Origin of the sequence: Delftia acidovorans NBRC 14950 (assembly GCF_001598795.1) — a bacterium.
Taxonomy (GTDB): Bacteria; Pseudomonadota; Gammaproteobacteria; order Burkholderiales; family Burkholderiaceae_C; genus Comamonas; species Comamonas acidovorans.
Window position 1 is genome coordinate 219,545 of sequence record NZ_BCZP01000003.1, and the last position, 25,675, is coordinate 245,219.

Below are 25,675 nucleotides of genomic sequence, written 5' to 3' on the forward strand. Positions count from 1 at the left end.
CCGCCCCGCAGCGAGGGTGTCGTCCCCCTCCCCCGCGAAGCGGGTAGAGAGGGGGAAGGCGCGAAGCGACTCAGGGGGTGCTTCATTGTCAGTGAGTACGGCTCACGACCATGTCGGCCAGTGCCGCCAGGGCCCGCGTGTCCGGCAGGCCGCTGCGCGCCAGCGCCGCGTGCGCCAGGGCGCACAGCTCGTCGGCATGGGCGCGGGCCTGGTCCAGGCCCAGCAGCGAGACGTAGGTCGGCTTGTCGTTGGCCGCGTCCTTGCCGGCCGTCTTGCCCAGGGTGGCCGAGTCGGCCACCACGTCGAGGATGTCATCCACCACCTGGAAGGCCACGCCCAGCGCCTGCCCGTAGTCGGACAGCGCCTGCCAGGCCTGGGCATCCACGCCCTCCTTGCAGGCCGCTCCCATGAGCACGCTGGCATGCAGCAGGGCGCCGGTCTTGAGGCGGTGCATCTCGCGCAGCTGGGCCTCGCTCAGTTGCAGGCCCACGCTGGCCAGGTCGATGGCCTGGCCACCGGCCATGCCCTGCGCGCCTGCGGCACGGCCCAGCAGCCGGCACAGCCGCGCCTGCAGGGCGTCCGGCATGCTGCCGGCCTGATCGGGCTCGGGAACGAGCAGCTCGAAAGCCAGCGCCTGCAGCGCATCGCCAGCCAGCAGGGCCGAGGCTTCGCCGAACTGCACATGCACCGTGGGCTTGCCACGGCGCAGCACGTCGTTGTCCATGCAGGGCATGTCGTCGTGCACCAGCGAATAGGCATGGATCAGCTCCACCGCGCAGCCGGCGCGCACGGCGGCGGGCTGCAGGCCATCCACGGCCTCGGCGGCGGCCCAGACCAGCAGCGGGCGCAGGCGCTTGCCGCCATCGAGCACGGCGTAGCGCATGGCCTCGCCCAGGCCCGCAGGCGCATCCACGCCCACCCATTGCGACAGCGCGCTTTCGGTGCGCGCCAGGCGATCGGTCATCCAGCAGGGGAAATCCAGCGCGCCGGGGCCGGCCGGCTGGGAAACATCGGAAGCGCAAGTCATCACGGCACTCATGGCAATCTTCAATCCTGGCTCCACGGGGCCAGCGTCCCCTCGTCAAGCACCTTGACCTGTTCCTGCACCGCGTCGAGCTGGCCGCGGCAATAGCCGAGCAGCTGCGCCGCGCGCTGGTAGCCTGTCAGCATCTGCTCCAGAGGCAGCTGGCCCGACTCGATCTGCGCGATGAGCTGCTCCAGCTCCTGCAGCGCGGATTCGTAACTGTTGGGCTCGGCAAGAGCCTTGGGAGCAGCCTTGGGCATGGTGCGATGGCGGTGCGTTGTGGGGAACCGACGATTCTAGGCGCCCCTCCATGACCGTGCCGCCAATAACCGGACAGCCCTTGACAGGCGGCATCCGGCGCGCGCAATACACGTACCGGGCATCCGGAAATAACCCCACGGGCTATAATCCCATTCCCCGTCAAACCGGCCCCTTGCCTGGGCATACGGTCGGGCTCATCGACAAGAGACAGCGCCTCGGGCGCCGCTTCTTTTCACGTCGTGAAGCCTGCCTCCATGTCCAGGAACGGCCGGTTTTGCTTTTTCCAATCCCGTGCGCACGCGCACCCTCCCTGTGGGGAGTCTTTAGGTCAGGTCACCCATGTCTGATTTAAGTCTTCAACTGCAGCAGGCCGCAAGCCAACTACCAGTTTCCAGTTACTTCGACCCTGCGTTGTTCCAGCGCGAGTTGGAGACCATCTTTCAACGCGGCCCGCGCTACGTGGGCCACCAACTGGCCGTTCCCGAGATAGGCGACTACTACGCCCTGCCCCAGGAAAAGGAAGGCCGCGCTCTGGTGCGCAATGCCAGGGGGCAGGTGGAGTTGATCTCCAACGTCTGCCGCCACCGCCAGGCCGTGATGCTCAAGGGCCGGGGCAATCTGATGACCGAAGGCAAGGGCCATGCGGGGGGCAACATCGTCTGCCCGCTGCACCGCTGGACCTACAGCACCAGCGGCGAGCTGCTGGGCGCACCGCACTTCAGCCACGATCCCTGCCTGAACCTGAACAACTACCGGCTGCGCGAGTGGAACGGCCTGCTGTTCGAGGACAACGGCCGCGACATCGAGTCCGACCTGGCCGGCATGAAGCTGCGCGAGCAGCTGAGCTTCGAGGGCTTCGTGCTCGACCATGTCGAGATGCACGAGTGCAACTACAACTGGAAGACCTTCATCGAGGTCTACCTCGAGGACTACCACGTGGGCCCCTTCCACCCGGGCCTGGGCAACTTCGTGACCTGCGACGACCTGCAGTGGGAGTTTGCCAAGGAGTACTCGGTTCAGACCGTGGGCGTGGCGCCCGGCTTTGCCCAGCCCGGCTCGGACACCTACAGGAAGTGGCACGACGTGCTGCTGGCCTACCGCAACGGCGAGCTGCCCGAACGCGGCGCGATCTGGCTGACCTACTACCCGCACATCATGGTGGAGTGGTATCCGCACGTGCTCACGGTCTCGACCCTGCACCCGCTGGCGGTGGACCGGACGCTGAACGTGGTCGAGTTCTACTACCCCGAAGAGATCGCGGCCTTCGAGCCCGAATTCGTGCAGGCGCAAAAGGCCGCCTACATGGAGACCTGCATCGAGGACGACGAGATCGGCGAGCGCATGGACGCCGGCCGCAGGGCACTGTATGAGCGCGGCGACAACGAGGTCGGCCCCTACCAGAGCCCCATGGAAGACGGCATGCAGCACTTCCATGAGTGGTATCGCGGCGTGATGGGTGACGCAGCAGTCCCCGCACGCTGATCTGCTCCCGCTCTCCCGACGGCCCGCATTCGTGCGGGCCGTCTGCATTAGGCCGCTGGCATTGGGCCGTCTGCATTGAGCGGCAGGCCTGCTGCCCAGCTCCTCTGAATGCAAGCGCCCTGATGTGCCCAATGGGCAGGGCTGGCGGCGGCAATGCATCCCGAGGCAAGTCCAATGTCTTGGCTTATGCAATACAGTTCCTTGCGCGTGTCCCTGCCACGGCCCTGGGCCGTACGCAGCCAGGCGGCATGCGCCAAAAACAAAACCCAACCCTTTTCTCGTCCAGCGCCGCGGTCCTTGTGCGGCTCTATCCGGTCATTTATATGCAAGCCCTGTGGATGGTGGCGGCCGCATTCGTTTTTGCGGTCATGAGTGTGTGTGTGAAGTTCGCCTCCCAGGATTTCAACGCGGCGGAAATCGTCTTCTACCGCGGGCTGGTCAGCATGGTGGCGCTGTGGTGGCTGGCGCGCCACCAGGGCATCTCGCTGGCCACGCGCTATCCGCGCGAGCATGCCTGGCGCAGCTTCGTGGGCGTGACGTCCATGGGCGCCTGGTTCTACTCCATCGGCCATCTGCCGCTGGCCACGGCGGCCACGTTCAACTCCATGAGCAGCATCTGGATGGCGGTCTTTCTGATCGGCCAGGGCCTGCTGCTGCGCCACCAGCTGCGCCGCCAGCCCGAATCGCATGCGCTGCGCGCGCTGCCGCCGTTTCCCTGGAGCCTGGTCGCCACCGTGGCCCTGGGCTTCGTGGGCGTGATCCTGGTGCTGCGCCCCAGCGCGGCGCCGCAGGAATTCGTGGCCAGCGCGGGCGGCCTGATCGGCGGGGTGTTCGCCGCCATGGCCTATATGCAGGTGGCCACGCTGTCGCGCATGGGCGAGCCCGAGGCGCGCGTGGTCTTCTACTTCGCACTGGGCTCGGCCGTGGCCGGTGCCCTGGCCATGTGCTTCACGGGCGTGTCCGCCTGGCCGGGCTGGCGCGCGCTGTGGCTGCTGCCCGTGGGCGTGCTGGCCGCCGTGGCCCAGGTCTGCATGACGGCGGCCTACGCCTCGGCCAGCAACAGCCGCAACACCCTGGTCGTGGCCAACCTGCAGTATTCGGGCATCGTCTTCGCGGCCCTGCTGAGCCTGGCGATGTTCGGCGAAAGCGTGCCGCTGATCGGCTGGGCCGGCATTGGCCTGATCGTGGCCAGCGGCGCCCTGGCCACGGCCCTGCGTTCGCGCGGCTGACGCCGCCGGCCCGCCTGGGGCCGTCGCATAATGGATCGGATCTTTTGCCGCAGGCGCACCACCGCCTGCACAGGCCTTCGGAGTTCCGCATCCATGACTTCCAACACCTCCTACCAGACCCTGATCTCCGTCCAGGAGCTGGCCGCGCTGCAGGCCAGCGGCCGTCCGCTGATGGTCTTCGACTGCAGCTTCGACCTGACCCAGCCTGCGGCCGGCAAGGCCCAGTACCTGCAGGCCCATGTTCCAGGCGCCGTCTTCGCCGATCTGGACCATGACCTCAGCGCAAAACACGGCGTGCCCGGCGCCCATGGCAGCGTGGCGGCCAGCGAGCAGGCCGCCTCGGGCGGCCGCCACCCGCTGCCCAACCGCGAACGCTTTGCCGTGTGGCTGTCCAGCATCGGTTTTTCCAACGACATGCAGGCCGTGGTCTATGACCGCAACGGTGCCAACCACTGCGGGCGCCTGTGGTGGATGCTGCAATGGGCCGGCCATGGCGATGTGGCCGTGCTCGACGGAGGTCTCCAGGCCTGGCAGGCCGCAGGCCAGCCCGTGGCATCGGGCGAGGAAAGCGCGCGCTTCCAGTCCAACTTCGAGCTGCGCGAGCCGCTGCAGCAACTGGCAACGGCGCAGCAGGTGCTCGATGCACTGGGCAGCGCAGGCCAGACCGTGGTCGATGCTCGCGCCCCGGCCCGCTACCGCGGGGAGGTCGAGCCGCTGGACCCTGTGGCCGGCCACATCCCAGGCGCGCTCAACCGGCCCTTCACCGAGAACATCGCCGCCGACGGCCGCTTCAAGCCTGCCGCCCTGCTGCGCGCGGAGTTCGAACAGCTGCTGGCAGGCCGCGATCCGGCCAGCGTGGTGCACCAGTGCGGCAGCGGCGTGAGCGCGCTGCCCAACCTGCTGGCCATGCGCATTGCGGGACTGCCGCCTGCAAGGCTGTTCGCGGGCAGCTGGAGCGAGTGGTGCAGTGACCCGAAGAGGCCGGTGGAGCGCGGCTAATTCGGCTTATGCCTCCCCTTGGGGAGGCTGCACAATGACAGCACTGTGTCAAAAGGCCGACATGCAACAACGCCACTGCAGCGGCCTGCTCCCAAGCCCCCAGACGGCCTGGCCTGAGCGAAATCGAGTCATCCAAACCTTGCTACAGGTGTAAGGTAAATCTTACAAACGCCGTCTCACAACCAGACATCCGGCGCAGACCTGCCCCGACTTCAACGGCGAAGGGCCCTCCTCCACAATCCATCTCAACAGATCGCAACAGGTTGAACATCTTGTTTCTACCCGGGCGTTGCGGCTGCCGAGATGCAAAGGATGGTCCTATGAACAATGAACAGCTGCTTGCCGAAATCCGCGAAGCCAACCTCACTTACCTGATGCTGGCCCAGACCCTGATCCGCCAGGACAAGGCCGAAGCGGTGTTCCGCCTGGGACTGAACGAAGAATCGTGCGACCTGCTGGCCGCACTGTCGGCAGCCCAGGTGCTGAAGCTGGCCTCGCGCAACACCTTGCTCGCCAGCTTCCGGGTCGACGACGAAATGGTCTGGAGCTTGCTGACCAACCACAGCAGCAACAAGATCGGCAACGGTGCGACCAACACGCTGCACGCCAACATCCTGATGGCCAGCCGCGTCTCCGAAGTCCTCTGATCCGCCTGAAGAACTCTGGAGCCCGCCATGTCCACCCCCGCCAAAAGTGTCCTGAACGAGTCCAAGCAGATCGAGCGCGCCGCCATGCTCATCGAGATGGGTGCACGCATGCAGGTGCTCGAATCCGAGACCACGCTGTCCTACGAGCGCCTGATCCGCCTGTACAAGGAGATCGCCGGCAAGTCGCCTTCCAAGGGCCAGTTGCCGTTCTCGACCGACTGGTTCCTGACCTGGCAGGAGAACATCCACAGTTCGCTGTTCCTGAATATCTACGAATACCTGTCCAAGGGCGCCGAGCTGGATGCCGTTGAACAATTGACCAAGGCCTACCGTCTCTATACCGAGCAGATCCAGGCCGCCGAGCTGGAAGCGCTGCTGTCCTTCACCCGCGCATGGCGCCTGGTGAAGTTCGTCGATGCGCAGATGCTGACCCGCACCCAGTGCACGGTGTGCAAGGGCCAGTTCGTGACCGAGCCCTACGAGAACGAGCGCCACTACCAGTGCGGCCTGTGCAATCCGCCCGCACGCGCCGGCAAGAGCAAGAGCGCCGGCTCGCTGATGCTGCACTGATGATCTGCACTGCGCATCGCACCCGCGATGCCGCCACAGGAATCCAGGAATCTAGACCGTCCCGCCGCCTGCCCTGGCGGCGCAGTCCCTGGCGAACTGCGGCAGTTTCTCGCCCGGCAGGGCGCGGCTGAAGTACCAGCCCTGCACCAGCAGATCGCCCTCGAAGCCCAGGGCCTGCAACTGCGCCTCGGTCTCCACGCCCTCGGCCACCACATTCAGCTGCAGCGCCTCGCAAAAGCGCAGCAGGCCGTCCAGCACCAGCTCGCCCTTGGCATGGCCGCTGGCCACGACGAAGCTGCGGTCGATCTTGATGGCATCCACATCGAACTGGTGCAGGTAGCTCATGGAAGAGAAGCCGGTGCCGAAGTCATCGATGGACACCTTGGCGCCCAGCGCATGGATCTGCCCTATGGCGCGGCGGATCGCCTCCACATCGCCCACCATTTCTTCCTCCGTGATCTCCACGCCGACCTGCCCCCTGGCCTGGGCCAGCAGCAGCATCAGGCGCGAGCAGTACTCGGGCGAGGTCAACGTGGCACCCGACACATTGATGCTGATCGGCATGGCAAAGCCCTCCTGGCGCCAGTGCCGGCTCTGGCGCACAGCAGCGCCCGCCACCCACAGGTCCACCTCGCGCATCAGCCCCGCATCAGCCAGCCAGCGCAGGAAACTGCCGGGCTGCTGCAAGCGGCCCTGCGCGTCCCGCGCGCGCAGCAGGGCCTCGCAGCCCAGGCACAGGCCGCTGCGGTGCGAGACCTGGGGCTGGAATTCCAGGTGGAACTCGTACTCGCTGATGCGACGGATATGCGCCAGCATGGTCTCGCGCCGGGCCTGCGCCTGGTGCGCCTGCACCAGCGGATCGCGCACGATCAGCCCGGCCTCTTCGGGCAGGCGCGAGAACGTGGTGTCCAGCGCGTGCAGCACGATGGCACCGTCGTCCTGGCCCAGCCGGTCGATGGCCCGCACGTAGGGCGCATAGATCAGCGCTCCCAGGGCCGTCAATGCCAGTTGCAGCACCACGGCCGCCATGTCCCCGCCCGTGCTCACATAGGCATTGAAGACCACGGGCGCAGTCAGCGGCAGCACCATGGAGGCCGGTGCCACCCAGCCTGCCTGCACCACCGTGACGGCCACGACCAGGTTGATGGCGGGTACCGCGAGAAACGGCACGAGCAGGCGCAGGTTCAGGATGATCGGCAGCCCGAACAGCAGGATCTCGTTGACGTTGAGCAAGGAGATGGGCAGCGCCGCCAGCGCCAGCACGCGCAGGCCCCGCCCCCGGCAAAACAGCAGCACGGCCAGCGCCAGCGACAGCGTTGCACCGGAGCCGCCGATGAAGACGAAGGAGCCCATCAGCCCGCCGCTGAGCGCCCAGGGCGCCTGCAGCCCCTGCGCCATCGCGGCGGCATTGGCCACCACCGCCTGGTCCAGCACCTGGAAGAAGGGTTGCATGGCGTAGTACCCCTGGACGCCGAAGAACCAGAGCACGGAATTGAGCAGTGCCAGCGTCAGCCCGCTGCGGTAGGGGGTCTCTGGGCCCGCGATGGCCAGCGGCAGTTCGGCCCGCGTGAGATCCGGCAGCACCTGTTGCAGGCCCAGCAGCAGCAGCACGAGCAGCACGGCAACAAGGGCGCCGGGAACGACGAGGTTCATGACCTCGCGCACGTTCTCGCTCACGAAGCCGGTGCGCGCGATGCGCGTCCAGCGCAGCCGGCTCAGGCGCGCCATCAGGGGCACAGTGATCAGGGGGGAGGCGATGGAGATGAACAGCACCAGGGTGGCCGCCGCGCGCGGATGCTCGCTCAGCAGATAAATGGCCATCTGCACATGCGCGAAGCACAGAAAGGTCACCGGCAGGCGCGGCAGCCGGTGGCGTATGGAGAGCATGTAGCCGATGGACGCGGCCACCAGCAGCGGCAGGATGCTGCCGATCTCCGCGTGCAGGCCCGCAAGCACCCGCACCACGGGTTCGGGCTGGCCGGACATCTGCGCCAGCGCCGACAGGATGAGGAACAGGGCCGAGACCAGCAGACAGGGAACCAGCCAGAGCAGGCCCTCGCGTATGGCCCGCATGGAGTTGGCGCCGGCCAGCCTGGCCAGGCGCTGTGTCAGGAACAGTTGCACGTCCGGAAAGCCGGCCCGTGACCTCTTGTTGCCCATGGCTCCCACCCTTTTCTTCCCGGCAGAAGTCAGGCGCTCCTGTCCGGAGCACATCGTACAACGCCGGCCGCAAAGGGCTGTTGCGGCCTCCAGAGAGCAGGATCAGCCCGTGTTGCGCACCCCGGCCGCGATGCCGTTGATGGACAGGTGGATGCCGGTCTTGATGCGCTCATCGGTCTGGCCTGCGCGCCAGCGCCGTACCAGCTCCACCTGCAGATGGTGCAGCGGATCGATGTAGGGGAAGCGATGGCGTATGGAGCGCGCCAGCGCTTCGTTGTGGGCCAGGCGCTGCTTGTCGCCCGTGATGCGCGCCAGCGCATCGACGGTGCTGTGCCACTCGGCCTCGATGGCGCTGAAGATACGGCGGCGCAGGCGCGCGTCCGGCACCAGGTCGGCATAGCGCGAGGCCAGGTTCAGGTCGCTCTTGGCCAGCACCATGTCCATGTTGGACAGCAGGGTACGGAAGAACGGCCACTGGCGGTACATCTTCTGCAGCAGGGCCAGCTGGGCCTTGCCATCCTTGCCAGGCTGGTCGATGAAGGCCTTGACCGCGGCGCCAAAGCCGTACCAGCCCGGCAGCGTGAGCCGGCACTGGCCCCAGCTGAAGCCCCAGGGAATGGCGCGCAGGTCCTCGATCTTCTGCGAGGGCTTGCGCGAGGCCGGGCGCGAGCCGATGTTCAGCTCGGCAATCTCGCGGATGGGCGTGCTGCTGAAGAAGTAGCTGGTGAAGCCGGGGGTCTCGTACACCAGGGCGCGGTAGGCGCCCATGCTGGCGTCGGACAGGAAGGCCGCCGCATCCAGGAAGGCGCGCGTGGCCGGCTTGGTCGGCTGCAGCAGCGTGGCCTCCAGCGTGGCGGCCACCAGGGTCTCCAGGTTGCGCCGGCCGATCTCGGGGTTGGCGTACTTGGAGGCGATCACCTCGCCCTGCTCGGTCAGCCGGATCTGGCCGCGCACCGTGCCCGGGGGCTGGGCCAGGATGGCCTGGTAGCTGGGGCCGCCGCCCCGGCCCACGGTGCCGCCGCGGCCATGGAACATGCGCAGGCTGATGCCATGGCTGTCGGCCAGCTCGTCGAACAGCTCGACCAGCGAGATCTCGGCGCGGTACAGCTCCCAGTTGCTGGTGAAGATGCCGCCGTCCTTGTTGCTGTCGCTGTAGCCCAGCATGATGTCCTGCTCGCCGCCGCTGCGCTGCACCATGGCCGCCACGCCGGGCAGCTGGAAGTAGCGGCGCATGATGGGCGAGGCGCTTCGCAGGTCGCCAATGGTCTCGAACAGCGGCACGACGATCACATCGCAGATGGCGCCGTCGTCCAGCGTGCCGCGCAGCAGCCCGGCCTCCTTTTGCAGCAGCAGCACCTCCAGCAGGTCGCTGACCGATTCGGTGTGGCTGATGATGCAGTGGCGTATGGCCTCGGCGCCCAGGGCCGCGCGCAGGCGGCGCGCGGTCTCGAAGATGGCCAGTTCGCCGCGCGCATGCTCGGAATAGTCGGCGCCCACCACGCGCAGCGGCCGCGCCTCTTCCAGCAGGCGCACCAGCAAGGCGCACTTGGCGTCTTCCTGCAGGCCCGAGTAGTCGGGCTCCAGGCGCGCGGCAGCCAGCAGCTCGGCCACCACTTCCTCATGCTTGTCCGAGCTTTGGCGCAGGTCCACCGTGGCCAGGTGGAAACCGAAGACCTGCACGGCGCGCATCAGCGGGCGCAGACGCTGGGGTGCCAGCACCTCGCCGTGGTTGCGGCTCAGGGAATCATCGATGACGCGCAGGTCGGCCAGGAATTCCTCGGGCGAGGCATAGGCGTTCTGCGGCGCCACGGCATGGCGCGCAGCCTCGCCGCCCGTCAGCCCCTTGAGCGTGGCCGCCAGGCGCGCGTAGATGCCGGTGAGCGCGCGGCGGTAGGGCTCGTCGGAGCGGTGCTCGTTGGTGTCGGGCGAGCGCTCTGCCAGGGCCTGCATCTCGGTGGACACATCGGTCAGGCGCTGGGACAGCGACAGCTCGCCGCCCAGGTAGTGCACCTCACGAAGATAGTGGCGCAGCGCCACGTCGGCCTGGCGCGACAGCGCCAGCTCAAGGCTCTGGGCCGTGACATTGGGGTTGCCGTCACGGTCGCCGCCGATCCAGTGGCCCATGCGCAGGAAGCTGTGCACGGGCAGGGTGTTGCCCAGCTCCTGCTCCAGCTGCGCATACAGCTTGGGGATCTCGCGCAGGAAGGTGGCTTCGTAGTAGGACAGCGCGTTTTCGATCTCGTCGGCCACGGTGAGCTTGGAGTAGCGCAGCAGGCGTGTCTGCCACAGCTGGCTGACGCGGGCACGCAGCTGGGCCTCGTTGCGCTCCAGTTCACGCGGGGTGAGCGCGTCCTTGGCGCTGTTGTACAGCTGGGCGCGGGCCACGATGTCCTCGCGTGCGGCCAGCAGTTGGGAGATGTCGCGCTCGGCCACCAGAATGCTCTGGCGCTGCACTTCCGTGGGGTGGGCCGTGAGCACGGGTGCCACATAGCTCTTGGCCAGCGTCTGCGCCACGGTGCCGGCCGAGATGCCGGCCCAGCGCAGGCGCGCCAGCGCCACTTCGATGCTGCCTTCCTGGGTGTTGCCCGCGCGCTCGTGCACGGCGCGGCGGCGGATGTGGTGGCGATCCTCGGCGAGGTTGGCCAGATGGCTGAAATAGGTGAAGGCGCGGATCACGCTCACCGTCTGGTCCGTCGTCAGGCCCTTGAGCAGACGCTTGAGCGCGCGGTCGGCGGTCTCGTCGGCATCGCGGCGGAAGGTCACCGACAGCTGGCGCACCTGCTCGATCAGCTCGAAGGCCGCCACGCCTTCCTGCTCGCGGATCACATCGCCCAGAATGCGCCCCAGCAGGCGTATGTCCTCGATCAGCGGCAGGTCCTTGTCCGTCTTGCGGACAGGCTTGTCATCACGCCTGTCATCTCGCGCATTGCTCTTGCGGGGGGCGGTGGCCATCAACGAATCTCCTGGAATCGGTCAGCGTATCGGTTTGCTTGGGCTTCGGTCCTGGTGCCGGGTTTACTGCGGCGCAGCATGCTAGCATCCCGCGCTCCCCCCGAGGCACCTGATGAACACCAAACCACTTCTCCCCCACTCCATCGTGATCGCCACGCGCGAGAGCCAGCTGGCACTGTGGCAGGCCGAGCATGTCCAGGCGCTGCTGCGCGCCCGGGGGCATGAAGTGGAATTGCTGGGTATGACCACCAAGGGCGACCAGATCCTGGACCGCACGCTGTCCAAGGTGGGCGGCAAGGGCCTGTTCGTCAAGGAGCTGGAAGTGGCGCTGGAAGAAGGGCGCGCCCACATCGCCGTGCACTCGCTCAAGGACGTGCCCATGGAGCTGCCCGAAGGCTTTGTGCTGGCCTGCGTGATGGAGCGCGAAGACCCGCGCGACGCTTTTGTCTCCAATCGCTACGCCACGCTGGCCGAGCTGCCGCAGGGCGCCGTCGTCGGCACATCGAGCCTGCGCCGCCAGGCACTGCTGCAGGCCCTGCGCCCCGACCTGAAGATAGAGCCGCTGCGCGGCAACGTGAACACCCGCCTGCGCAAGCTGGACGAAGGCCACTACGACGCCATCGTGCTGGCCGCCGCAGGCCTGATGCGCCTGGGCCTGGCCGACCGCATCCGCGCCAGGTTCGAGCCCACCGGCATGCTGCCGGCCGCAGGCCAGGGCGCGCTGGGCATCGAGGTGCGCGCCGACCGCCAGGACCTGATCGACGCGCTGGCCCCGCTGGCCCACCAGACCACCTGGCTGACCGTGACCGCCGAGCGCGCCGTCAGCCGCTGCATGGGCGGCAGCTGCTCCATGCCGCTGGCGGCGCACGGCACATTCGACGGCCAGCAACTGCGCCTGGACGCAGCCTGGGGAGACCCGGAAGGCCGGCTGCCGCTGGTGCAGGTGCACGCCGACGCCACCGTCACCGACTTCGCCAGCGCCGACGCGCTGGGCCAGCACGTGGCTGCGCTGCTGCAGGCGGCGGGCGCCCAACCGGCCCCCAAGCTCTAGACGGCACGCCCACATGCCACCGCGCATACTCGTCACCCGCCCGGCCCATGACGCAGCCGCGTGGGTGGATGCGCTGCAGGCTCGTGGCCTGCCGGCCCAGCCGCTGGCGCTGATGGCCATAGGCCCCTGCCGCGATGCGACCACGCAACAGGCCTTGCAGGCCGCCCGCAACGCGCTGCGCGAAGGCCGGGGCTACCGCGCCGTGATGTTCGTCAGCGGCAATGCCGTCCAGCATTTCTTCGGCACCGACCCCGCACAGCTTCCGGCCTCCACCCGCGCCTGGACGCCCGGCCCCGGCACCGCCCAGGCGCTGCTGGCCCTGGGCATTGCGCCAGCACAGATCGACGGCCCGCCACCGGACGCCGCCCAGTTCGAATCCGAAACGCTATGGCAGCGCGTGCATGACCAGATCCATGCGGGCGACCGCGTGCTCATCGTGCGCGGCGACAGCCAGGCAGGAGCGCCCAGGACCGTGCCGGCCACGGCAGGCGCCGGCCGCGATTGGCTGGCCGCCCGACTGCGCGAGGCAGGTGCCCAGGTCGAAATGCTGGCCGTCTACCAGCGCGAACTGCCTGCCTGGGATGCAGCCCAGACGGCACTGGCACGCCTGGCGGCCGAAGATGGCTCGCTCTGGCTGCTCAGCAGCGCCGAATCCGTTGCCAACCTGCAACAGCTCTTGCCCGGCCAATCGTGGCAAAAGGCGCGAGCGCTTGCTACGCACGAGCGAATCGCCGCCCAGGCCAGACAACTGGGATTCGGATATGTCAAGCAATGTCGGCCGGCTCTGGAGGACGTGGTTGCGTCGATAGAATCGACGCCATGAGTTCCGACGCAGCGCAAGACCGCCCCACCCCGCAGGACCTGACGCCACCAGCCTCCGCCGCAGCATTCGCTGCCGGCTCCGCCCAAAGCAGCCCCGCTGCAGACCTGCGCAGCGGCTCCTCTGCCCTGGTCCTGGGCGTGGGCGCCGTGGCCGTGGCGGCGCTCATTGCCTGCGGCATGCTCTGGCAGCGCCTGGGCAATATCCAGGAACAATTGGCCCGCCAGTCCGCGCAGTCCGGCTCCCAGTCGGTCGAGGCCCGCACCCTGGCGCGCGACGCCCAGGACCTGGCCCGCGACAGCGCGGCGCGCACCTCGGTCATGGAAGCGCGCATTGCCGAGCTGTCGCTGCAGCGCACGCAGCTCGACGAACTCCTGCAAAGCATGTCGCGCTCGCGCGACGAGAACCTGGTGGTGGACATAGATTCCTCCATCCGCCTGGCCCAGCAGCAGGCCGAGCTGTCCGGCAGCCTGCAGCCGCTGGTGGCCACGCTCAAGAACGCCCGCCAGCGCATAGAGCGCGCCGCACAGCCCCGTCTGGCTCCCGTGATGCGGGCGCTGGACCGCGACCTGGAGCGGCTGGCCCGCATGAGCGTGACCGACACCGCCGGCCTGCTCACCCGCATCGAGGACCTGGTGCGCCTGGTCGACGAGATGCCCCTGCTCAACGCCGTGGCCCAGCCACGCGCCAGCCGCCATCGCGGCGTGGCCGGCCAGGCGGCCCGCCAGCCCGAGCCCGCCCCCATCGAGGGCAGCCCCACCGAGTGGAGCTGGTGGCAGTCCTGGGGTGAGCGCGGCTGGACGGCCGTGCGCGAAGAGGCCCAGGACCTGCTGCGCGTCAGCCGCATCGACCACCCGGACGCCATCTTGCTGGCGCCCGAGCAGGCCTATTTCCTGCGCGAGAACCTCAAGCTCAAGCTGCTGAACTCGCGCCTGGCCCTGCTGTCGCGCCAGTGGGATGCGGCGCGTGCCGACTTGGCCGCCTCGGGCATGGCCGTGAACAAATACTTCGATCCTGCCGCGCGCCGCACCCAGATCGTGCAGGCCCAGCTGCAGCAGATCCAGGCCAATCTGCGCACCACCGAACAGCCGGCGCTGCAGGAAACCCTGGCGGCGCTGGCAACAGCCGCCGCAGGCCGCTGAGCAGCCGGGAGACAGACGAATGCGCGCTGCACTGTGGTTGATCGGTTTGTTCGGCATGGCCGTTGCGGCCGCCTTGTTCGCGGGCTCCAACCAGGGCACGGTGACCCTGTTCTGGGCGCCCTACCGGCTGGACCTGTCCCTGAACCTGGCCATTGCCATCATCGTGCTGGCCTTCGTGCTGCTGTATGCCGCGCTGCGCGCCCTGGCTGCGCTGCTGCAGATGCCGCACCAGGCACGGCGCTGGCGCAGCCAGCAAAAAGAGCGCGCCATGCACCACAGCCTGCTGGAAGCCCTGTCGCACCAGCAGGCCGGCCGCTTCCTGCGCGCACGCAAGTCGGCACTGGCCGCGCTGGCGATGGAGGAGTCCCTGGCCGAGGCACATGCCGCCGTGCCACACGGCACGCGGCTGCGTGCAGCCGCCCACATGGTGGCCGCCGATGCCTCCCACGCCCTGCAGGACAGCCCGCAGCGCGACCACCACTGGCGCGAAGTCCTGGCCAATGCACCGGCCCAGGGCAATGCCCAGGAGCAGGAAATGCGCGAAGGCGCCCAGATGCGCGCCGCGCGCTGGGCCCTGGACGACCGCGACGCAGTTGACGCGCTGCGCCGCCTGGCCGAACTGCCCCAGGGCGCGGCACGCCGCACGATCGCGCTGCGCATCCGCCTGAAGGCCTCGCGCCTGGCCGGCCAGACATCGACGGCGCTGGACACGGCGCGCCTGCTGGCCAAGCACCGCGCCTTCTCGCCAGCGGCCGCCGCCAGCGTGGTGCGCGGCCTGGTGCTGGAGAGCATCAACGAGGCACGCGACACCACGCAGCTGCAGCACTTCTGGCTGTCGCTGGACGGTGAGGAACGTGCCATGCCCGAGATCGCGCTGCCGGCCGCATCGCGCCTCATGGCCCTGGGCGGCGAGGCCGCGCAGGCCCGCGCCTGGCTGCTGCCCGTGTGGGAACGCCTGCTGTCCCATGCCGGCCCGCGCAGCGAATCGCATCTGCCGCGCCTGGTCCAGGTGCTGGAGCCCTGCCTGGACGGCCTGGACGGCAGCTGGCTGGCACGCATCGAGGCGGCCACCAACAGCCATCCGCGCGAACCCCGCCTGCAATACCTGGCCGGCATGGCCTGCGTGCAGCGCCAGCTCTGGGGCAAGGCCCAGCAACTGCTGCTGCGCGCTGCGCCCCATCTGCAGGAAAGCGCACTGCGCACCCGTGCCTGGCAGCGCCTGGCCCTGATGGCCGAGCACCGGGGCGATGCCGACGCAGCCGCCGCCGCCTGGAAGCAGGCGGCGCAGGCCGTGGTCATGCTGCCCGCCGATCCCGCCCGGCCCTGAACTCCTGCAGCCCGCGCGTAACGCGGGTACTGCGGGTACCACCGGTGCTGCGGCCTTCATCTTTTTTGAATTGAGCCGTCAATACCGCTGAACTCTTTTGGATTTGCCGCTTCCTACACTGCACGTTGTCCGCAGTGCACGAAGTTCTCGCAGAGCGCACCGCACCCTTTTTGCCATCCAGGGCCCCTTCACAGGGGCCCTGAACGGTTCCAAAGCCTGCCGCCATCCATGACAGAGTCCTCAGCCCGCGCCAACGCGCCAGCAAAATCCTCCTTCAGAGCCACGCGCTATACCGGCGTGGCCATGGCCGCCCACTGGGTGCTGGCCCTGGGCCTGATCGCCGCCCTGGGCCTGGGCTGGTACATGACCGGCCTGCCGTTCTCCCCTTCGCGCCTGAAGCTGTACAACTGGCACAAGTGGCTGGGCGTCACGCTTTTGTCGCTGAGCCTGCTGCGCCTGCTCTGGCGCGTCACCCACCGCCCGCCCGAGCTGCCGCCCGCCGTGGCCCGTGCCATGCCGCAATGGCAGCACTGGGCCCACAACGGCACCCACCACGCCATGTACCTGCTGTTCTTCGCCGTGCCCCTGCTGGGCTGGGCCTACAGCTCGGCGGCCGGCTTTCCCATCGTCTTCCTCGGCATGCTGCCCCTGCCTGACTTCGTGAGCGCCAGCCCCGAACTGGCGGAAACCCTCAAGCCCCTGCACGGCTGGGCGGCCTGGGCCCTGGTCGTGCTGATTGCCATGCATGTGGGCGCCGCCCTCAAGCACCAATTCATCGACCGCGACGGCCTGATCTCCCGCATGCTGCCGGGCCGCGCCTGAACCTTTCGCCAACCTTTCGCCAACCTCTCGCCAGCCAGGGCCGGTGTCCATCCGGCCCCAGCAACCCCTGACCGGATTTTCCCGACCCCTAGGAGTTTCGCCATGCGCTTTTCCTCCACGCTGACCACCATCGCCCTGGCCGCTGCGGCCCTGGCTTCCCAAGCGGCACTGGCCGAGCAAAAGCTCGTCCCCGCCCAGAGCGCCGTGAACTTCACGGCCAAGCAGATGGGCGTGCCCCTGCAGGGCCACTTCAAGAAGTTCGATGCCCAGGTCCAGTTCGACACGGCCAAGCCCGACACCAGCAAGATCCGCTTCACCGTGGACACCGGCAGCGCCACCATGGGCGCCAAGGAAACCGACGCCGAACTGCCCAAGGCGGATTGGTTCAACGTCGCCAAATTCCCGCAGGCCGTGTTCGACTCCACCGCCGTCAAGGCGCTGGGCGGCGGCAAGTACCAGGTGGACGGCAAGCTCAGCATCAAGGGCCAGGTCCAGAACGTGAGCATTCCCGTGCAACTGGCCCAGTCCGGCACCACGACCACGGCCACCGGCACGCTGCCGCTCAAGCGCCTGCAATTCAAGATCGGCGAAGGCGAATGGGGCGATACCTCCATGGTGGCCGACGAGGTGCAGGTGCAGTTCAAGCTGGCATTGACCGGCGTGGGCAAGCTGTAAGCCGCGTCCCTGCCCAAGATCGGCCATTTTCTTTCCCGTTTCGTGCAACCCCAACCTAGGAGTTCTTTCATGCGCACTTCCGTGTTTGCCCTGGCCATTGCCGGCCTGTTTGCCACCGCTGTCCAGGCTGCTCCCGCAACCTACGCCATCGACCCGACGCACACCTTCGCCACGTTCGAGATCGACCACAACGGCGCCTCGACCAACCGCGTGCGCTTCGACAAGAAGAGCGGCACCGTGGAATTCGACCGTGACGCCAAGGCCGGCAAGGTCGAAGTCGTGCTGGAAATGGAATCGCTGAGCTCGGGCACCGCCGCCTTCGACAAGCACCTCAAGAGCGCCGACATCTTCAACGTGGCCAAGTTCCCCCAGGCCAAGTTCGTCTCCGACAAGTTCGTCTTCGACGGCGACAAGCTCAAGGAAGTCACCGGCCACCTGACCATCCTGGACAAGACCCAGCCCGTGACCATCAAGGCCAACAAGTTCACCTGCTACCCCAACGCCATGCTGCAAAAGCGCGAGACCTGCGGCGGCGACTTCGAAGCCGTGATCGACCGCACCGCCTTCGGCGTGAACTACGGCGTGGACTATGGCTTCCCCAAGCAAGTGCGCCTGGTGATGTCCATCGAAGCGGTCAAGCAGCAGTAAATCCGCATTCGCCGCAGTGCCTTTCAGGGCGCTGCCGCCCAAAGCCCGTGATCCGCAAGCCGGTCACGGGCTTTTTTTTGCCTTTTCTGAATTCCCGGAAAAGACCTTGCCAATGCCCTCCATTCGCACCCGCTCCACAGAGGAACAGCGGGCACATTGGCGGCCTTTGCAAATGCATCAAATTGATAGCGATTTCACGGTCATTGAGAAGTCGCAGCATAACGATTCCTCGATATCGATAGATACAAATAGACATACTCCAAAAAACTTACTTTAAATTTCATTTTCCGATCACTCCCTGGCATTCACCCATGAAGCAGATCTCCATTGCCCCCGCCGTTGTCGCCGCCATTGCCGCCCATTCATTCCCAATGGCCGCCAATGCCCAGAGCATCACGGTCGCTCCGGCTGCCGCCGTCGCGGCAACCGCGATTCCGGTGGACAACCCTTGGAGTCTGTTGGCCCTTGCCATAGGGCTGGCCATGGCCGCCTGGCTGGTGCTGCGCAACCGGCAGCACCGGGCGCTCTTCATGGCGCTGTGCACCAGCGCCATCGTGTGCGCCACGCTGTGGCACAGCCCCGATCTGCGTGCCCAATTGACGGGCAGCTTTACCAACCCGGCGGGCGAGACACGGCCATTGCTCGTTGCGCAAATTGTCAATGGCGGCAATATCAATGGATTTTCTGCAGAAGATTTCACCAATGATTCCGGTGTGGCACTGAAAATCACCGCCATTCAGCCACCGAATTTGAATCAGTGTTTTCCCTCGGGCTTCACCCATCTCATGCCGCCAGGGGCACCGCCCGCATCGCCCCCGCCTCTTTGCGCCGTGGGCAACACCATTGCGCCCAATGGCACATGCCGGGTGAATGTGGAAACCATTTGCCGCGCCGAGGCAGCCCAGGCCACGGCCGGCGCCAGCCCCACCACGCTCAGCGTTCCCGGCGCCGGCCTGTCATTTGCCGCAGGCAGCACCGGCACGGTGAACGTCAGCAACAGCGGCGGCTCGGCAGCGCTCAATGTGCAGGCCACCATTCCCGCAGGCAGCGGCATCACCATCTCCTCCAACAGCTGCGCGGCAACACTGCCTGCGGGCTCCAGCTGCGCCATCACCCTGACGGCACCCGCAGCGGAAGGCCCGACCACCGTCAGCATTGCCGGCAGCAACGCCGCAGCCACCACCACCCCGGTCACCGTGACAGGTGGCCCGGCCCCGACCACCACGCTGAGCATTCCCGCCACGCCGCTGTCGTTTGCGGCGGGCAGCACGGGATCGGTGACCATCACCAACAGCGGCGGCGCAAATGCGCTCAATGTGCAGGCCAGCATTCCTGCGGGCAGTGGCATCACGGTGTCCAACACCACCTGCCCTGCCGCCCTGGCACCCTCTGCCAACTGCACGATCACGTTGACCGCCCCCTCGGCGGAAGGCCCGACCGCCATCGGCTTCGGCGGCAGCAATACGGCGTCCACTTCCGTGCCGGTCACGGTGTCGGCAACCGGCACGCCCACCACGCTGAACATTCCTGCGACGTCCGTGTCCTTCGGAGCGGGCGGCGCCGGCTCGGTGACCATCACCAACAGCGGCAGCGCACCTGCGCTCAATGTGCAGGCCGGCATTCCAGGGGGCAGTGGCATCACGGTGTCCAACACCACCTGCTCCGCCATCCTGGCTCCCTCGGCCAGCTGCACGATCACGCTGACAGCCCCCTCGGCGGAAGGCCCGACCCCCATCGGCTTCGGCGGCAGCAACACGGCTTCCACGTCCGTGCCCGTCACGGTGACGACTGCCGTCCTGCCCGCCACGCTGACCATTCCCTTGGCGTCCCTGTCCTTCGGAGCGAACGGTGCTGGCTCGGTGACCATCACCAACAGCGGCAGCGCACCTGCGTTCAATGTGCAGGCCAGCATTCCGGCGGGCAGTGGCATCACGGTGTCCAACACCACCTGCGCCGCCATCCTGGCTCCCTCGGCCAATTGCACGATCACGTTGACTGCCCCTTCGGCCGAGGGCCCGACCAACATCGGCTTCGGCGGCAGCAATGCGCCCGCCGCTACCGCACAGGTCACGGTCACCGCACCCGTCGCGCCAACCGCGCCTACCGTTCCCCCTGCACCCGTGCTGTTCGGCGCCTACGGCGCAGGCTCGGTGACCATCACCAACAACGGAACGGCGCCCGCGTTCAACCTGCGGGCCATCATTCCGGTCGGCAGCGGCATCATGGTGGCCTCCTCCACCTGCCCGGCGTCACTGCCGGTGGGCGCAAGCTGCACCATCACACTGACGGCGGCAGGACCGGAAGGCCCCACGAACATCAGCGTTGGCGGCAGCAACACGCCGGCCACGGCCGTGCCTGTGACAGTGACTGTCCCCGTCACGCCGACTACGCTGAACATTCCCACCACCCCCGTCTCCTTCGGCACTGGCGGTGCAGGCTCGGTGACCATCAACAACGGTGGAAGCGCACCCGCGTTCAACGTACAGGCCAACATTCCGGCCGGCAGCGGCATCACGGTGTCCAACTCCACCTGCGCCGCCATCCTGGCCCCCGCTGCCAGCTGCACGATCACGCTGACGGCCGCTGCGGCCGAAGGTCCGACCGCCATCAGCTTCGGCGGCAGCAACACGCCGGCCACGACCGTGCCGATCACGGTGACAGCCCCCGTCGCACCCACCACGCTGAACATTCCCACGACCCCCCTGTCGTTCGGCACCAGCGGCGCAGGCGCGATCACCATCGTCAACAACGGAACTGCACCCGCGTTCAATGTGCAGGCCACCATTCCGGCCGGCAGCGGCATCGCGGTGTCCAACACCACCTGCCCCGCCATCCTGGCCCCCGCTGCCAGCTGCACGATCACGCTGACGGCCACTGCGGCCGAAGGTCCGACCGCCATCAGCTTCGGCGGCACCAACACACCGGCGACGACGGTGCAGGTCACGGTGACGGCCCCCGTCACGCCGACCACGCTGGACATTCCCGCCGCACCCGTGTCGTTTGGCACCAGCGGAGCGGGCACGGTGACCATCACCAACAACGGGTCCGCACCGGCGTTCAACGTGCAAGCCACCATTCCGGTCGGCAGCGGCATCACGGTGGCGTCCAGCACCTGCCCTATCTCCCTGCCCCCCGGGGCCGACTGCACGATCACGCTGACGGCTGCGGCCGCAGAAGGCCCGACCGCGGTCAGCTTTGGCGGCAGCAACACGCCCACCACGACCGTGCAGGTCACGGTGACGGTGCCCGTTCCCACCGCCACGCTCTCGATACCCGGCGCTCCGCTGTCGTTCGCTGCGGGCGGTTCGACAACGGTCCTTATCAGCAACACCGGCGCTTCTGCGGCCTTCAACGTGACCGCCACGGCGCCGGCCGGTAGCGGAATCACCGTGCAGTCGAACACGTGCGGTGCCGCACTCGCCTCTCTGGCCAGCTGCGGCATCACCCTGACTGCGGCCGCCGCCGAAGGCCCCACGGCCATCAGCTTCGGCGGCAGCAATACGCTGGCCACGACCGTGCCGGTCACGGTGACGGCGCCCGTCACGCCGACCACGCTGGGTATGTCCACCACGCCCGTGTCGTTCAACACAGGGGCAACGGGCTGGGTGACCATCACCAACAACGGTGGGGCCCCTGCGCTCGACGTTCAGGCCACGATTCCGGTAGGCAGCAGCATCACGGTGTCGGCCAACACCTGTGGTTCATCGCTGGCAGCGGGGGCCAATTGCACGATCACGCTGACTGGAGCCACACCGGAAGGTCCGACGGCCATCAGCTTCGCTGGCAGCAATACCCCGGCAACGTCCGTGCAGTTCACCGTGACGGCGCCCAGCACCACGACCACGCTGGGGATCTCTGCACCAACTCTGACGATTGCTTCTGGCGGCACAGGCTCCGTGACCATCACCAACACGGGATCGAATGCCGCCACCGGCATCGGCGCCACCATCCCCGGCGGCAGTGGGCTGTCCGTTTCCGGCAACACCTGCGGGCTGTCGCTGCCGGCCGGGGGGACCTGCACGGTGACCTTCACCGCAGGTGCGGACGAGGGGCCGACCAATGTCACCATCCAGGGCAGCAACACCGACACCGCAGCCTTGTCGATCACGGTCTCGGGTTCCATCGACATTGGCGCCTACCACCTCGATGGCAGCTGTGGTGTGCTTGGCGTCCTTGGCCCCGGCTTCACCCTCACGGCAGGCTCTGCGCCGCTTCCCGTCGGCACCACGGTGACCATCACCGGTTCGGGAGTTGCCAACATCGGTGTGTTCAGTGTGACGGGAGGCACAGCCAGTGTGTCGGTGCTTTCCCCAACCTCCCGCCAGGTCACCCTGACCTCGGCACTGCCGGCAGGGGCCACGATCGCGTTCAGAACCACGCTGTCCATCAGCGTCGCCTTCACGCTGAATGGCTCGACGACGCTGCCCAACGGCTATGCGGGCACAGGCGGGAAGCCCGCTGGCAGCGTGAGTTCCACGCTCATTCTCTGCAGCGCCACCTGATTGCAGGCGCTACGGCAATACCCGGAAACCTCAGCGTCGGCAAGGCGGGGCCTCGAAGGCCCCGCCTTTTTTCTGTCCATCCCGCACCACACCTGCCAGCCTGCGCACCCCTTGCTCGATGGCCTGCGGCTGCAGGCTCGCATAGCCCAGGACCAGCCCGGCGCAGGACTGGCGGCGATGGGCATCACCGGCCGCATAGAGCGGCGAGATGGGGCGAACGCCCACGCCACGCTCTCGCGCCAACCGCACCAGGGCAATCTCATCGCGCTGATGCACGGCAGGCACCCAGGCCACCACATGCAGGCCGGAGGCCGAGCCTTCGACCTGCACCGCGCCCGGCAGGTGCCGCTCCAGCGCCTGCAGCAATGCCGCCCGCCGGCCTTCGTTGCGGCGGCGGGCAGCGCGCACATGGCGCTCGTAGCTGCCGTCCTCGATCAGCGCGGCCAGCACCAGCTGGTCCAGGCGCGGCGCATGCCGGTCGGCCAGCCGCCGGGCTTCCCGGAACACGGGCACCAGGGACGGCGGCAGCACCAGGTAGCCCATGCGCATCTGCGGGGACAAGGCCTTGGAGAAGGTGCCGACATGGATGACGCAACCCACCTCGTCAATGGACTGCAGGGCGTCGATGGGGCGCAGCCCGTAGCGGAATTCGCCGTCGTAGTCGTCCTCCAGAATCCAGGCACCCGTGGCGCGCGCCCAGGCCAGCAGTTGCTGCCTGCGGCCTATGGGCAGCACGCCGCCCAGCGGAAACTGGTGCGAGGGCGTGACATAGGCCAGCCGCGCCTGGCGACCGGCCAGCGCCGAGGTATCCAGGCCATGTTCATCGACGGCCATTTCCTGCAGGCGCGCGCCCTGGGCCTCGAACACGCGGCGCGCCATCAGGTAGCAGGGCTCTTCCATCAGCACGGTCTCGCCCGGATCGACCAGCACGCGCGCGCACAGGTCGATGGCCTGCTGCGAGCCCTGCACCACCACGATCTGATCGGCCGAACAGACAAGCCCCCGCGCCCTGCGCAGATAGCCTTGCAGCGCCATGCGCAGCGCCGGCTCGCCTTCGGGCGCGTCGTAGGACAGGGAAGACTGGCGCTGCACGATGGCGCGGTTGTAGGCGCGCCGCCAGGCCAGCGTGGGAAAGTCGTCAAAGGCAAGGGCGCCGTAGAGAAAGTCGATCGGGGCCGGCCCACCATCGCCTGCTGCCGGCGGCAGGGCTGACGCCAGCGCATCCACCCGCTGCCCATAGGAAGACAGCCGGGGACGGCCATGCTGCTGGGCCGCTGCCGGCATGCTGCGCGCACGGCTGCGCTGCGCCGCGCCAGCCGCCACGCGCGCCCTGCTGCCTGGAGCAGTCTCCAGATAGCCTTCGGCCGCAAGCTGCTCGTAGGCGGCCGTGACGGTGGTGCGCGACACGCCCAGGTCCAGCGCCAGGGCGCGGGTGGAGGGCAGGCGTGCGCCCACGGCCAGGCTGCCGTCGGCCACCTGTGATTTCAGCCATTCGTGGAGGGTGCGGGCGCCGGGCGCTGCACCGGCATGGAGGGTGAAAGCGGATTTCAACTGGTCTGCCAAAAAATCGCGAAACTGGATTTTTCATTGTGCCAGGGATGGTGGATAGTCCGGTTTCCCCCGATGCCGGCACACCAGCCCAGGAAGCGCCCATGTACACGCCCGCCCATTTCTCCCTCACCGATTCCGACAGCCTGCACGGCCTGATCCGCAGCCACCCCCTGGGCACGCTCGTCACCCAGGCCAACGGCGTGCTGGACGCCAACCATCTGCCGTTCCTGCTGGATGCGGACCCAGGGGAGATGGGCACGCTGAGCGCCCATGTGGCCCGCGCCAATCCCATCTGGCAGCAGTGCCGCGACGGCGCCGAGGTGCTGGTCGTCTTCCGTGGTGCCGAAGGCTATATCTCGCCCAGCTGGTATCCAAGCAAGCACGAGACGCACCGCCTGGTGCCCACCTGGAACTACGAGGCCGTGCATGTGCACGGGCAAATAAGCATCCATGACGACGAGAGATTCGTGCGCGGCCTGGTCGGGCGGCTCACGCGGGTCCATGAGGCATCGCAGGCCCAGCCCTGGAAGATGTCCGACTCGCCGCGTGAATTCATCGACGGCATGCTGCAGGCCATCGTCGGCCTGCAGATCCGCATCACCCGCCTGGAGGGCAAGGCCAAGCTCAGCCAGAACCGGCAGGCCCGCGACCTGGAAGGCGCCATCGGCGCGCTGCGCGAGCGCGGACAGGAGCCGCTGGCCGGTGCCATGGATGCGGCGCCGCGCATCTAGCGCCTGCCACCCTCACACAGATTGCCAACCACCGATGTACACATCCACCTTCACCTTCGCGCCGGGCGAATACGACGCGCCATTCCATGCCCTTGACGGCCGGATCGCCGAGATCGCCCGCGCCATCCCCGGCTACCTGGGCGAAGAGGCCTGGGAGAACCCCGCCACGGGCCAGGTCTCCAACGTCTACTACTGGCAGACCTGGGAGGCGCTGCAAGAGCTGATGCGCCACCCTGCGCATATCGAGGCCAAGCGGCAGCAGGCGCGCTGGCTCAAGGGCTACCAGGTGGTGATCGCCCAGGTGGTGGGCAGCTACGGCGATGGCGGGATAGCGCACCCGCTGGCCACCGCTGCGCAAGGCACTGCGCACCCGGCTCGCTGACCGAACCCGCTTTTGGCCCGATGATGGCGGCCATGCGATGGCGTTTTGATCCTTTTTCCCTGGCGTGGGCGGTGGCCCTGTTTGTCTTGCTCGTGCTGCTGGCCACCGTCGGCGCGCACTGGGGCTGGGTGCGCAGCTTCTTCGGCGACGTGATGGCCGTGGCCTGGGTCTATGCCGTGTTCAAGACCGTGATCGCCGCGCGCGTGCTGCCGCTGGCGTCGGCCGCACTGTGCGTGGGCCTGCTGGTGGAACTGGGCCAGTTCCTGGCATCGACCTTCCAGTTGCACATTCCCAACCGCGCTTTGCGTATCGTGCTGGGCAGCACGGCCGACTGGTGGGATGTGCTGGCCTATGTGATGGGTTTTGCAGCCGTGCTGGCGGTGGAGGCTGCGTTCCGTGGCCGCAGAGCCAGGCCTGTGCTCTGATCAGGCCCGTACAGCGCAACCGCCGGCCTTGAGCACCCGCTTCGTCGAGGCCGGATACCGCTCCAGCTTGTCCGCCGGCCGGCGCGGCCTGGCCACCAGCTCGCCACCGCAGTTGGGGCAGGCGCCGTGCAGCACATGATCCGCACAGCCGGCACAGAACGTGCACTCGAAGGTGCAGATGCGAGCCTCGGCAGACTCTGGCGGCAGGTCCTTGTCGCAGCATTCGCAGTTGGGTCGAAGCTCAAGCATCGGTGCACTCCGGGTGTGGTCCATGA

At 67.7% G+C, this 25,675-nt stretch carries 22 protein-coding genes; 16 read left to right on the forward strand and 6 right to left on the reverse strand.

The genetic code is table 11. From position 1 onward, the window contains the following. Positions 1 to 88 precede the first annotated feature (88 nt). Positions 89 to 1,039 (reverse strand): polyprenyl synthetase family protein, encoded by a 951-nt coding sequence (locus tag DA1_RS05380; RefSeq protein ID WP_012204164.1) that lies wholly within the window; start codon positions 1,037 to 1,039, stop codon positions 89 to 91. A gap of 8 nt (positions 1,040 to 1,047) precedes the next feature. Then, a complete protein-coding gene (gene xseB / locus DA1_RS05385; protein ID WP_034391280.1) occupies positions 1,048 to 1,284 on the reverse strand; it encodes an exodeoxyribonuclease VII small subunit in 237 nt (78 codons plus the stop codon). 340 nt (positions 1,285 to 1,624) lie between these two features. Here xseB and DA1_RS05390 point away from each other — a divergent pair, with 340 nt between their 5' ends. The 5 genes from DA1_RS05390 to flhC all read left to right on the forward strand — a co-directional run bounded on the left by DA1_RS05390 (position 1,625) and on the right by flhC (position 6,212). Further along, positions 1,625 to 2,767, forward strand: a complete 1,143-nt coding sequence (locus DA1_RS05390; RefSeq protein WP_034391277.1) for an aromatic ring-hydroxylating oxygenase subunit alpha — start codon at positions 1,625 to 1,627, stop codon at positions 2,765 to 2,767. Between the two features lie 323 nt (positions 2,768 to 3,090). Then, a complete protein-coding gene (locus DA1_RS05395; RefSeq protein WP_034391274.1) occupies positions 3,091 to 3,996 on the forward strand; it encodes a DMT family transporter in 906 nt (301 codons plus the stop codon). A 93-nt stretch (positions 3,997 to 4,089) separates the two neighbouring features. Next, positions 4,090 to 4,995, forward strand: coding sequence for a sulfurtransferase (locus DA1_RS05400; protein ID WP_034391272.1), 906 nt, complete (start codon positions 4,090 to 4,092; stop codon positions 4,993 to 4,995). Between the two features lie 320 nt (positions 4,996 to 5,315). Beyond that, positions 5,316 to 5,642: a flagellar transcriptional regulator FlhD gene (gene flhD / locus DA1_RS05405; protein ID WP_012204159.1), complete on the forward strand. Its 327-nt coding sequence runs from the start codon at positions 5,316 to 5,318 to the stop codon at positions 5,640 to 5,642. 27 nt (positions 5,643 to 5,669) lie between these two features. Continuing rightward, entirely contained in the window at positions 5,670 to 6,212 is a 543-nt protein-coding gene (flhC, locus tag DA1_RS05410; RefSeq protein WP_012204158.1) for a flagellar transcriptional regulator FlhC, read from the forward strand. Between the two features lie 51 nt (positions 6,213 to 6,263). On the opposite strand, the gene DA1_RS05415 is transcribed toward flhC, so the two are convergent. After that, positions 6,264 to 8,372 (reverse strand): PTS sugar transporter subunit IIC/EAL domain-containing protein, encoded by a 2,109-nt coding sequence (locus DA1_RS05415; protein ID WP_034391269.1) that lies wholly within the window; start codon positions 8,370 to 8,372, stop codon positions 6,264 to 6,266. A 102-nt stretch (positions 8,373 to 8,474) separates the two neighbouring features. Beyond that, positions 8,475 to 11,324, reverse strand: coding sequence for a phosphoenolpyruvate carboxylase (gene ppc / locus DA1_RS05420; RefSeq protein WP_013803627.1), 2,850 nt, complete (start codon positions 11,322 to 11,324; stop codon positions 8,475 to 8,477). A 112-nt stretch (positions 11,325 to 11,436) separates the two neighbouring features. On the opposite strand from ppc, the gene hemC reads away from it, so the two are divergent. The 8 genes from hemC to DA1_RS05460 all read left to right on the forward strand — a co-directional run bounded on the left by hemC (position 11,437) and on the right by DA1_RS05460 (position 22,311). Further along, entirely contained in the window at positions 11,437 to 12,375 is a 939-nt protein-coding gene (gene hemC, locus DA1_RS05425; RefSeq protein WP_013803628.1) for a hydroxymethylbilane synthase, read from the forward strand. A 13-nt stretch (positions 12,376 to 12,388) separates the two neighbouring features. Beyond that, complete coding sequence (locus DA1_RS05430; protein ID WP_034391266.1) at positions 12,389 to 13,198, forward strand: uroporphyrinogen-III synthase; 810 nt, start codon at positions 12,389 to 12,391, stop codon at positions 13,196 to 13,198. After that, positions 13,195 to 14,337: a uroporphyrinogen-III C-methyltransferase gene (locus tag DA1_RS05435; protein ID WP_012204153.1), complete on the forward strand. Its 1,143-nt coding sequence runs from the start codon at positions 13,195 to 13,197 to the stop codon at positions 14,335 to 14,337. Before DA1_RS05430 ends, DA1_RS05435 begins: the two co-directional genes overlap by 4 nt. 19 nt (positions 14,338 to 14,356) lie before the next feature. Next, positions 14,357 to 15,664, forward strand: a complete 1,308-nt coding sequence (locus DA1_RS05440) for a heme biosynthesis HemY N-terminal domain-containing protein (RefSeq protein WP_034391264.1) — start codon at positions 14,357 to 14,359, stop codon at positions 15,662 to 15,664. A 228-nt stretch (positions 15,665 to 15,892) separates the two neighbouring features. After that, the gene (locus tag DA1_RS05445; RefSeq protein ID WP_034391261.1) at positions 15,893 to 16,486 is read left to right on the forward strand and encodes a cytochrome b; all 594 of its coding nucleotides are present in this window, start codon (positions 15,893 to 15,895) and stop codon (positions 16,484 to 16,486) included. 102 nt (positions 16,487 to 16,588) lie between these two features. After that, a complete protein-coding gene (locus tag DA1_RS05450) occupies positions 16,589 to 17,161 on the forward strand; it encodes a YceI family protein (RefSeq protein WP_034391259.1) in 573 nt (190 codons plus the stop codon). A gap of 69 nt (positions 17,162 to 17,230) precedes the next feature. Then, positions 17,231 to 17,809: a YceI family protein gene (locus tag DA1_RS05455; RefSeq protein ID WP_012204149.1), complete on the forward strand. Its 579-nt coding sequence runs from the start codon at positions 17,231 to 17,233 to the stop codon at positions 17,807 to 17,809. Positions 17,810 to 18,120: 311 nt separating this feature from the next. Continuing rightward, the gene (locus tag DA1_RS05460; protein WP_034391257.1) at positions 18,121 to 22,311 is read left to right on the forward strand and encodes a midcut-by-XrtH protein; all 4,191 of its coding nucleotides are present in this window, start codon (positions 18,121 to 18,123) and stop codon (positions 22,309 to 22,311) included. A gap of 30 nt (positions 22,312 to 22,341) precedes the next feature. On the opposite strand, the gene pdxR is transcribed toward DA1_RS05460, so the two are convergent. Beyond that, on the reverse strand, positions 22,342 to 23,862 hold the full coding sequence (gene pdxR / locus DA1_RS05465) for a MocR-like pyridoxine biosynthesis transcription factor PdxR (protein WP_034391255.1): 1,521 nt from the start codon (positions 23,860 to 23,862) through the stop codon (positions 22,342 to 22,344). Between the two features lie 101 nt (positions 23,863 to 23,963). On the opposite strand from pdxR, the gene DA1_RS05470 reads away from it, so the two are divergent. Genes DA1_RS05470 through DA1_RS05480 form a run of 3 tightly spaced genes read left to right on the forward strand, consistent with a single transcriptional unit; the run spans position 23,964 to position 25,400 of the window. Then, the gene (locus tag DA1_RS05470) at positions 23,964 to 24,593 is read left to right on the forward strand and encodes an FMN-binding negative transcriptional regulator (RefSeq protein WP_034391253.1); all 630 of its coding nucleotides are present in this window, start codon (positions 23,964 to 23,966) and stop codon (positions 24,591 to 24,593) included. 34 nt (positions 24,594 to 24,627) lie between these two features. Further along, positions 24,628 to 24,975, forward strand: a complete 348-nt coding sequence (locus DA1_RS05475) for an antibiotic biosynthesis monooxygenase family protein (protein WP_034391250.1) — start codon at positions 24,628 to 24,630, stop codon at positions 24,973 to 24,975. Between the two features lie 20 nt (positions 24,976 to 24,995). Next, entirely contained in the window at positions 24,996 to 25,400 is a 405-nt protein-coding gene (locus tag DA1_RS05480) for a ribosomal maturation YjgA family protein (RefSeq protein WP_034391247.1), read from the forward strand. On the opposite strand, the gene DA1_RS05485 is transcribed toward DA1_RS05480, so the two are convergent. Continuing rightward, a complete protein-coding gene (locus tag DA1_RS05485) occupies positions 25,401 to 25,649 on the reverse strand; it encodes a DUF1272 domain-containing protein (protein WP_012204142.1) in 249 nt (82 codons plus the stop codon). Positions 25,650 to 25,675 lie beyond the last annotated feature (26 nt).

Bases quoted from the DNA above. Each gene is read 5' to 3' on its own strand.
- DA1_RS05445 (WP_034391261.1), top strand. From the start codon at position 15,893: ATGACAGAGTCCTCAGCCCGCGCCAACGCGCCAGCAAAATCCTCCTTC.
- ppc (WP_013803627.1), bottom strand. From the start codon at position 11,324: ATGGCCACCGCCCCCCGCAAGAGCAATGCGCGAGATGACAGGCGTGAT.
- flhD (WP_012204159.1), top strand. From the start codon at position 5,316: ATGAACAATGAACAGCTGCTTGCCGAAATCCGCGAAGCCAACCTCACT.
- DA1_RS05430 (WP_034391266.1), top strand. From the start codon at position 12,389: ATGCCACCGCGCATACTCGTCACCCGCCCGGCCCATGACGCAGCCGCG.
- DA1_RS05380 (WP_012204164.1), bottom strand. From the start codon at position 1,039: ATGAGTGCCGTGATGACTTGCGCTTCCGATGTTTCCCAGCCGGCCGGC.
- DA1_RS05470 (WP_034391253.1), top strand. From the start codon at position 23,964: ATGTACACGCCCGCCCATTTCTCCCTCACCGATTCCGACAGCCTGCAC.
- DA1_RS05475 (WP_034391250.1), top strand. From the start codon at position 24,628: ATGTACACATCCACCTTCACCTTCGCGCCGGGCGAATACGACGCGCCA.
- DA1_RS05435 (WP_012204153.1), top strand. From the start codon at position 13,195: ATGAGTTCCGACGCAGCGCAAGACCGCCCCACCCCGCAGGACCTGACG.
- DA1_RS05450 (WP_034391259.1), top strand. From the start codon at position 16,589: ATGCGCTTTTCCTCCACGCTGACCACCATCGCCCTGGCCGCTGCGGCC.
- DA1_RS05480 (WP_034391247.1), top strand. From the start codon at position 24,996: ATGATGGCGGCCATGCGATGGCGTTTTGATCCTTTTTCCCTGGCGTGG.
- xseB (WP_034391280.1), bottom strand. From the start codon at position 1,284: ATGCCCAAGGCTGCTCCCAAGGCTCTTGCCGAGCCCAACAGTTACGAA.
- DA1_RS05415 (WP_034391269.1), bottom strand. From the start codon at position 8,372: ATGGGCAACAAGAGGTCACGGGCCGGCTTTCCGGACGTGCAACTGTTC.
- DA1_RS05400 (WP_034391272.1), top strand. From the start codon at position 4,090: ATGACTTCCAACACCTCCTACCAGACCCTGATCTCCGTCCAGGAGCTG.
- DA1_RS05455 (WP_012204149.1), top strand. From the start codon at position 17,231: ATGCGCACTTCCGTGTTTGCCCTGGCCATTGCCGGCCTGTTTGCCACC.
- DA1_RS05460 (WP_034391257.1), top strand. From the start codon at position 18,121: ATGAAGCAGATCTCCATTGCCCCCGCCGTTGTCGCCGCCATTGCCGCC.
- DA1_RS05485 (WP_012204142.1), bottom strand. From the start codon at position 25,649: ATGCTTGAGCTTCGACCCAACTGCGAATGCTGCGACAAGGACCTGCCG.
- hemC (WP_013803628.1), top strand. From the start codon at position 11,437: ATGAACACCAAACCACTTCTCCCCCACTCCATCGTGATCGCCACGCGC.
- DA1_RS05390 (WP_034391277.1), top strand. From the start codon at position 1,625: ATGTCTGATTTAAGTCTTCAACTGCAGCAGGCCGCAAGCCAACTACCA.
- DA1_RS05440 (WP_034391264.1), top strand. From the start codon at position 14,357: ATGCGCGCTGCACTGTGGTTGATCGGTTTGTTCGGCATGGCCGTTGCG.
- flhC (WP_012204158.1), top strand. From the start codon at position 5,670: ATGTCCACCCCCGCCAAAAGTGTCCTGAACGAGTCCAAGCAGATCGAG.
- DA1_RS05395 (WP_034391274.1), top strand. From the start codon at position 3,091: ATGCAAGCCCTGTGGATGGTGGCGGCCGCATTCGTTTTTGCGGTCATG.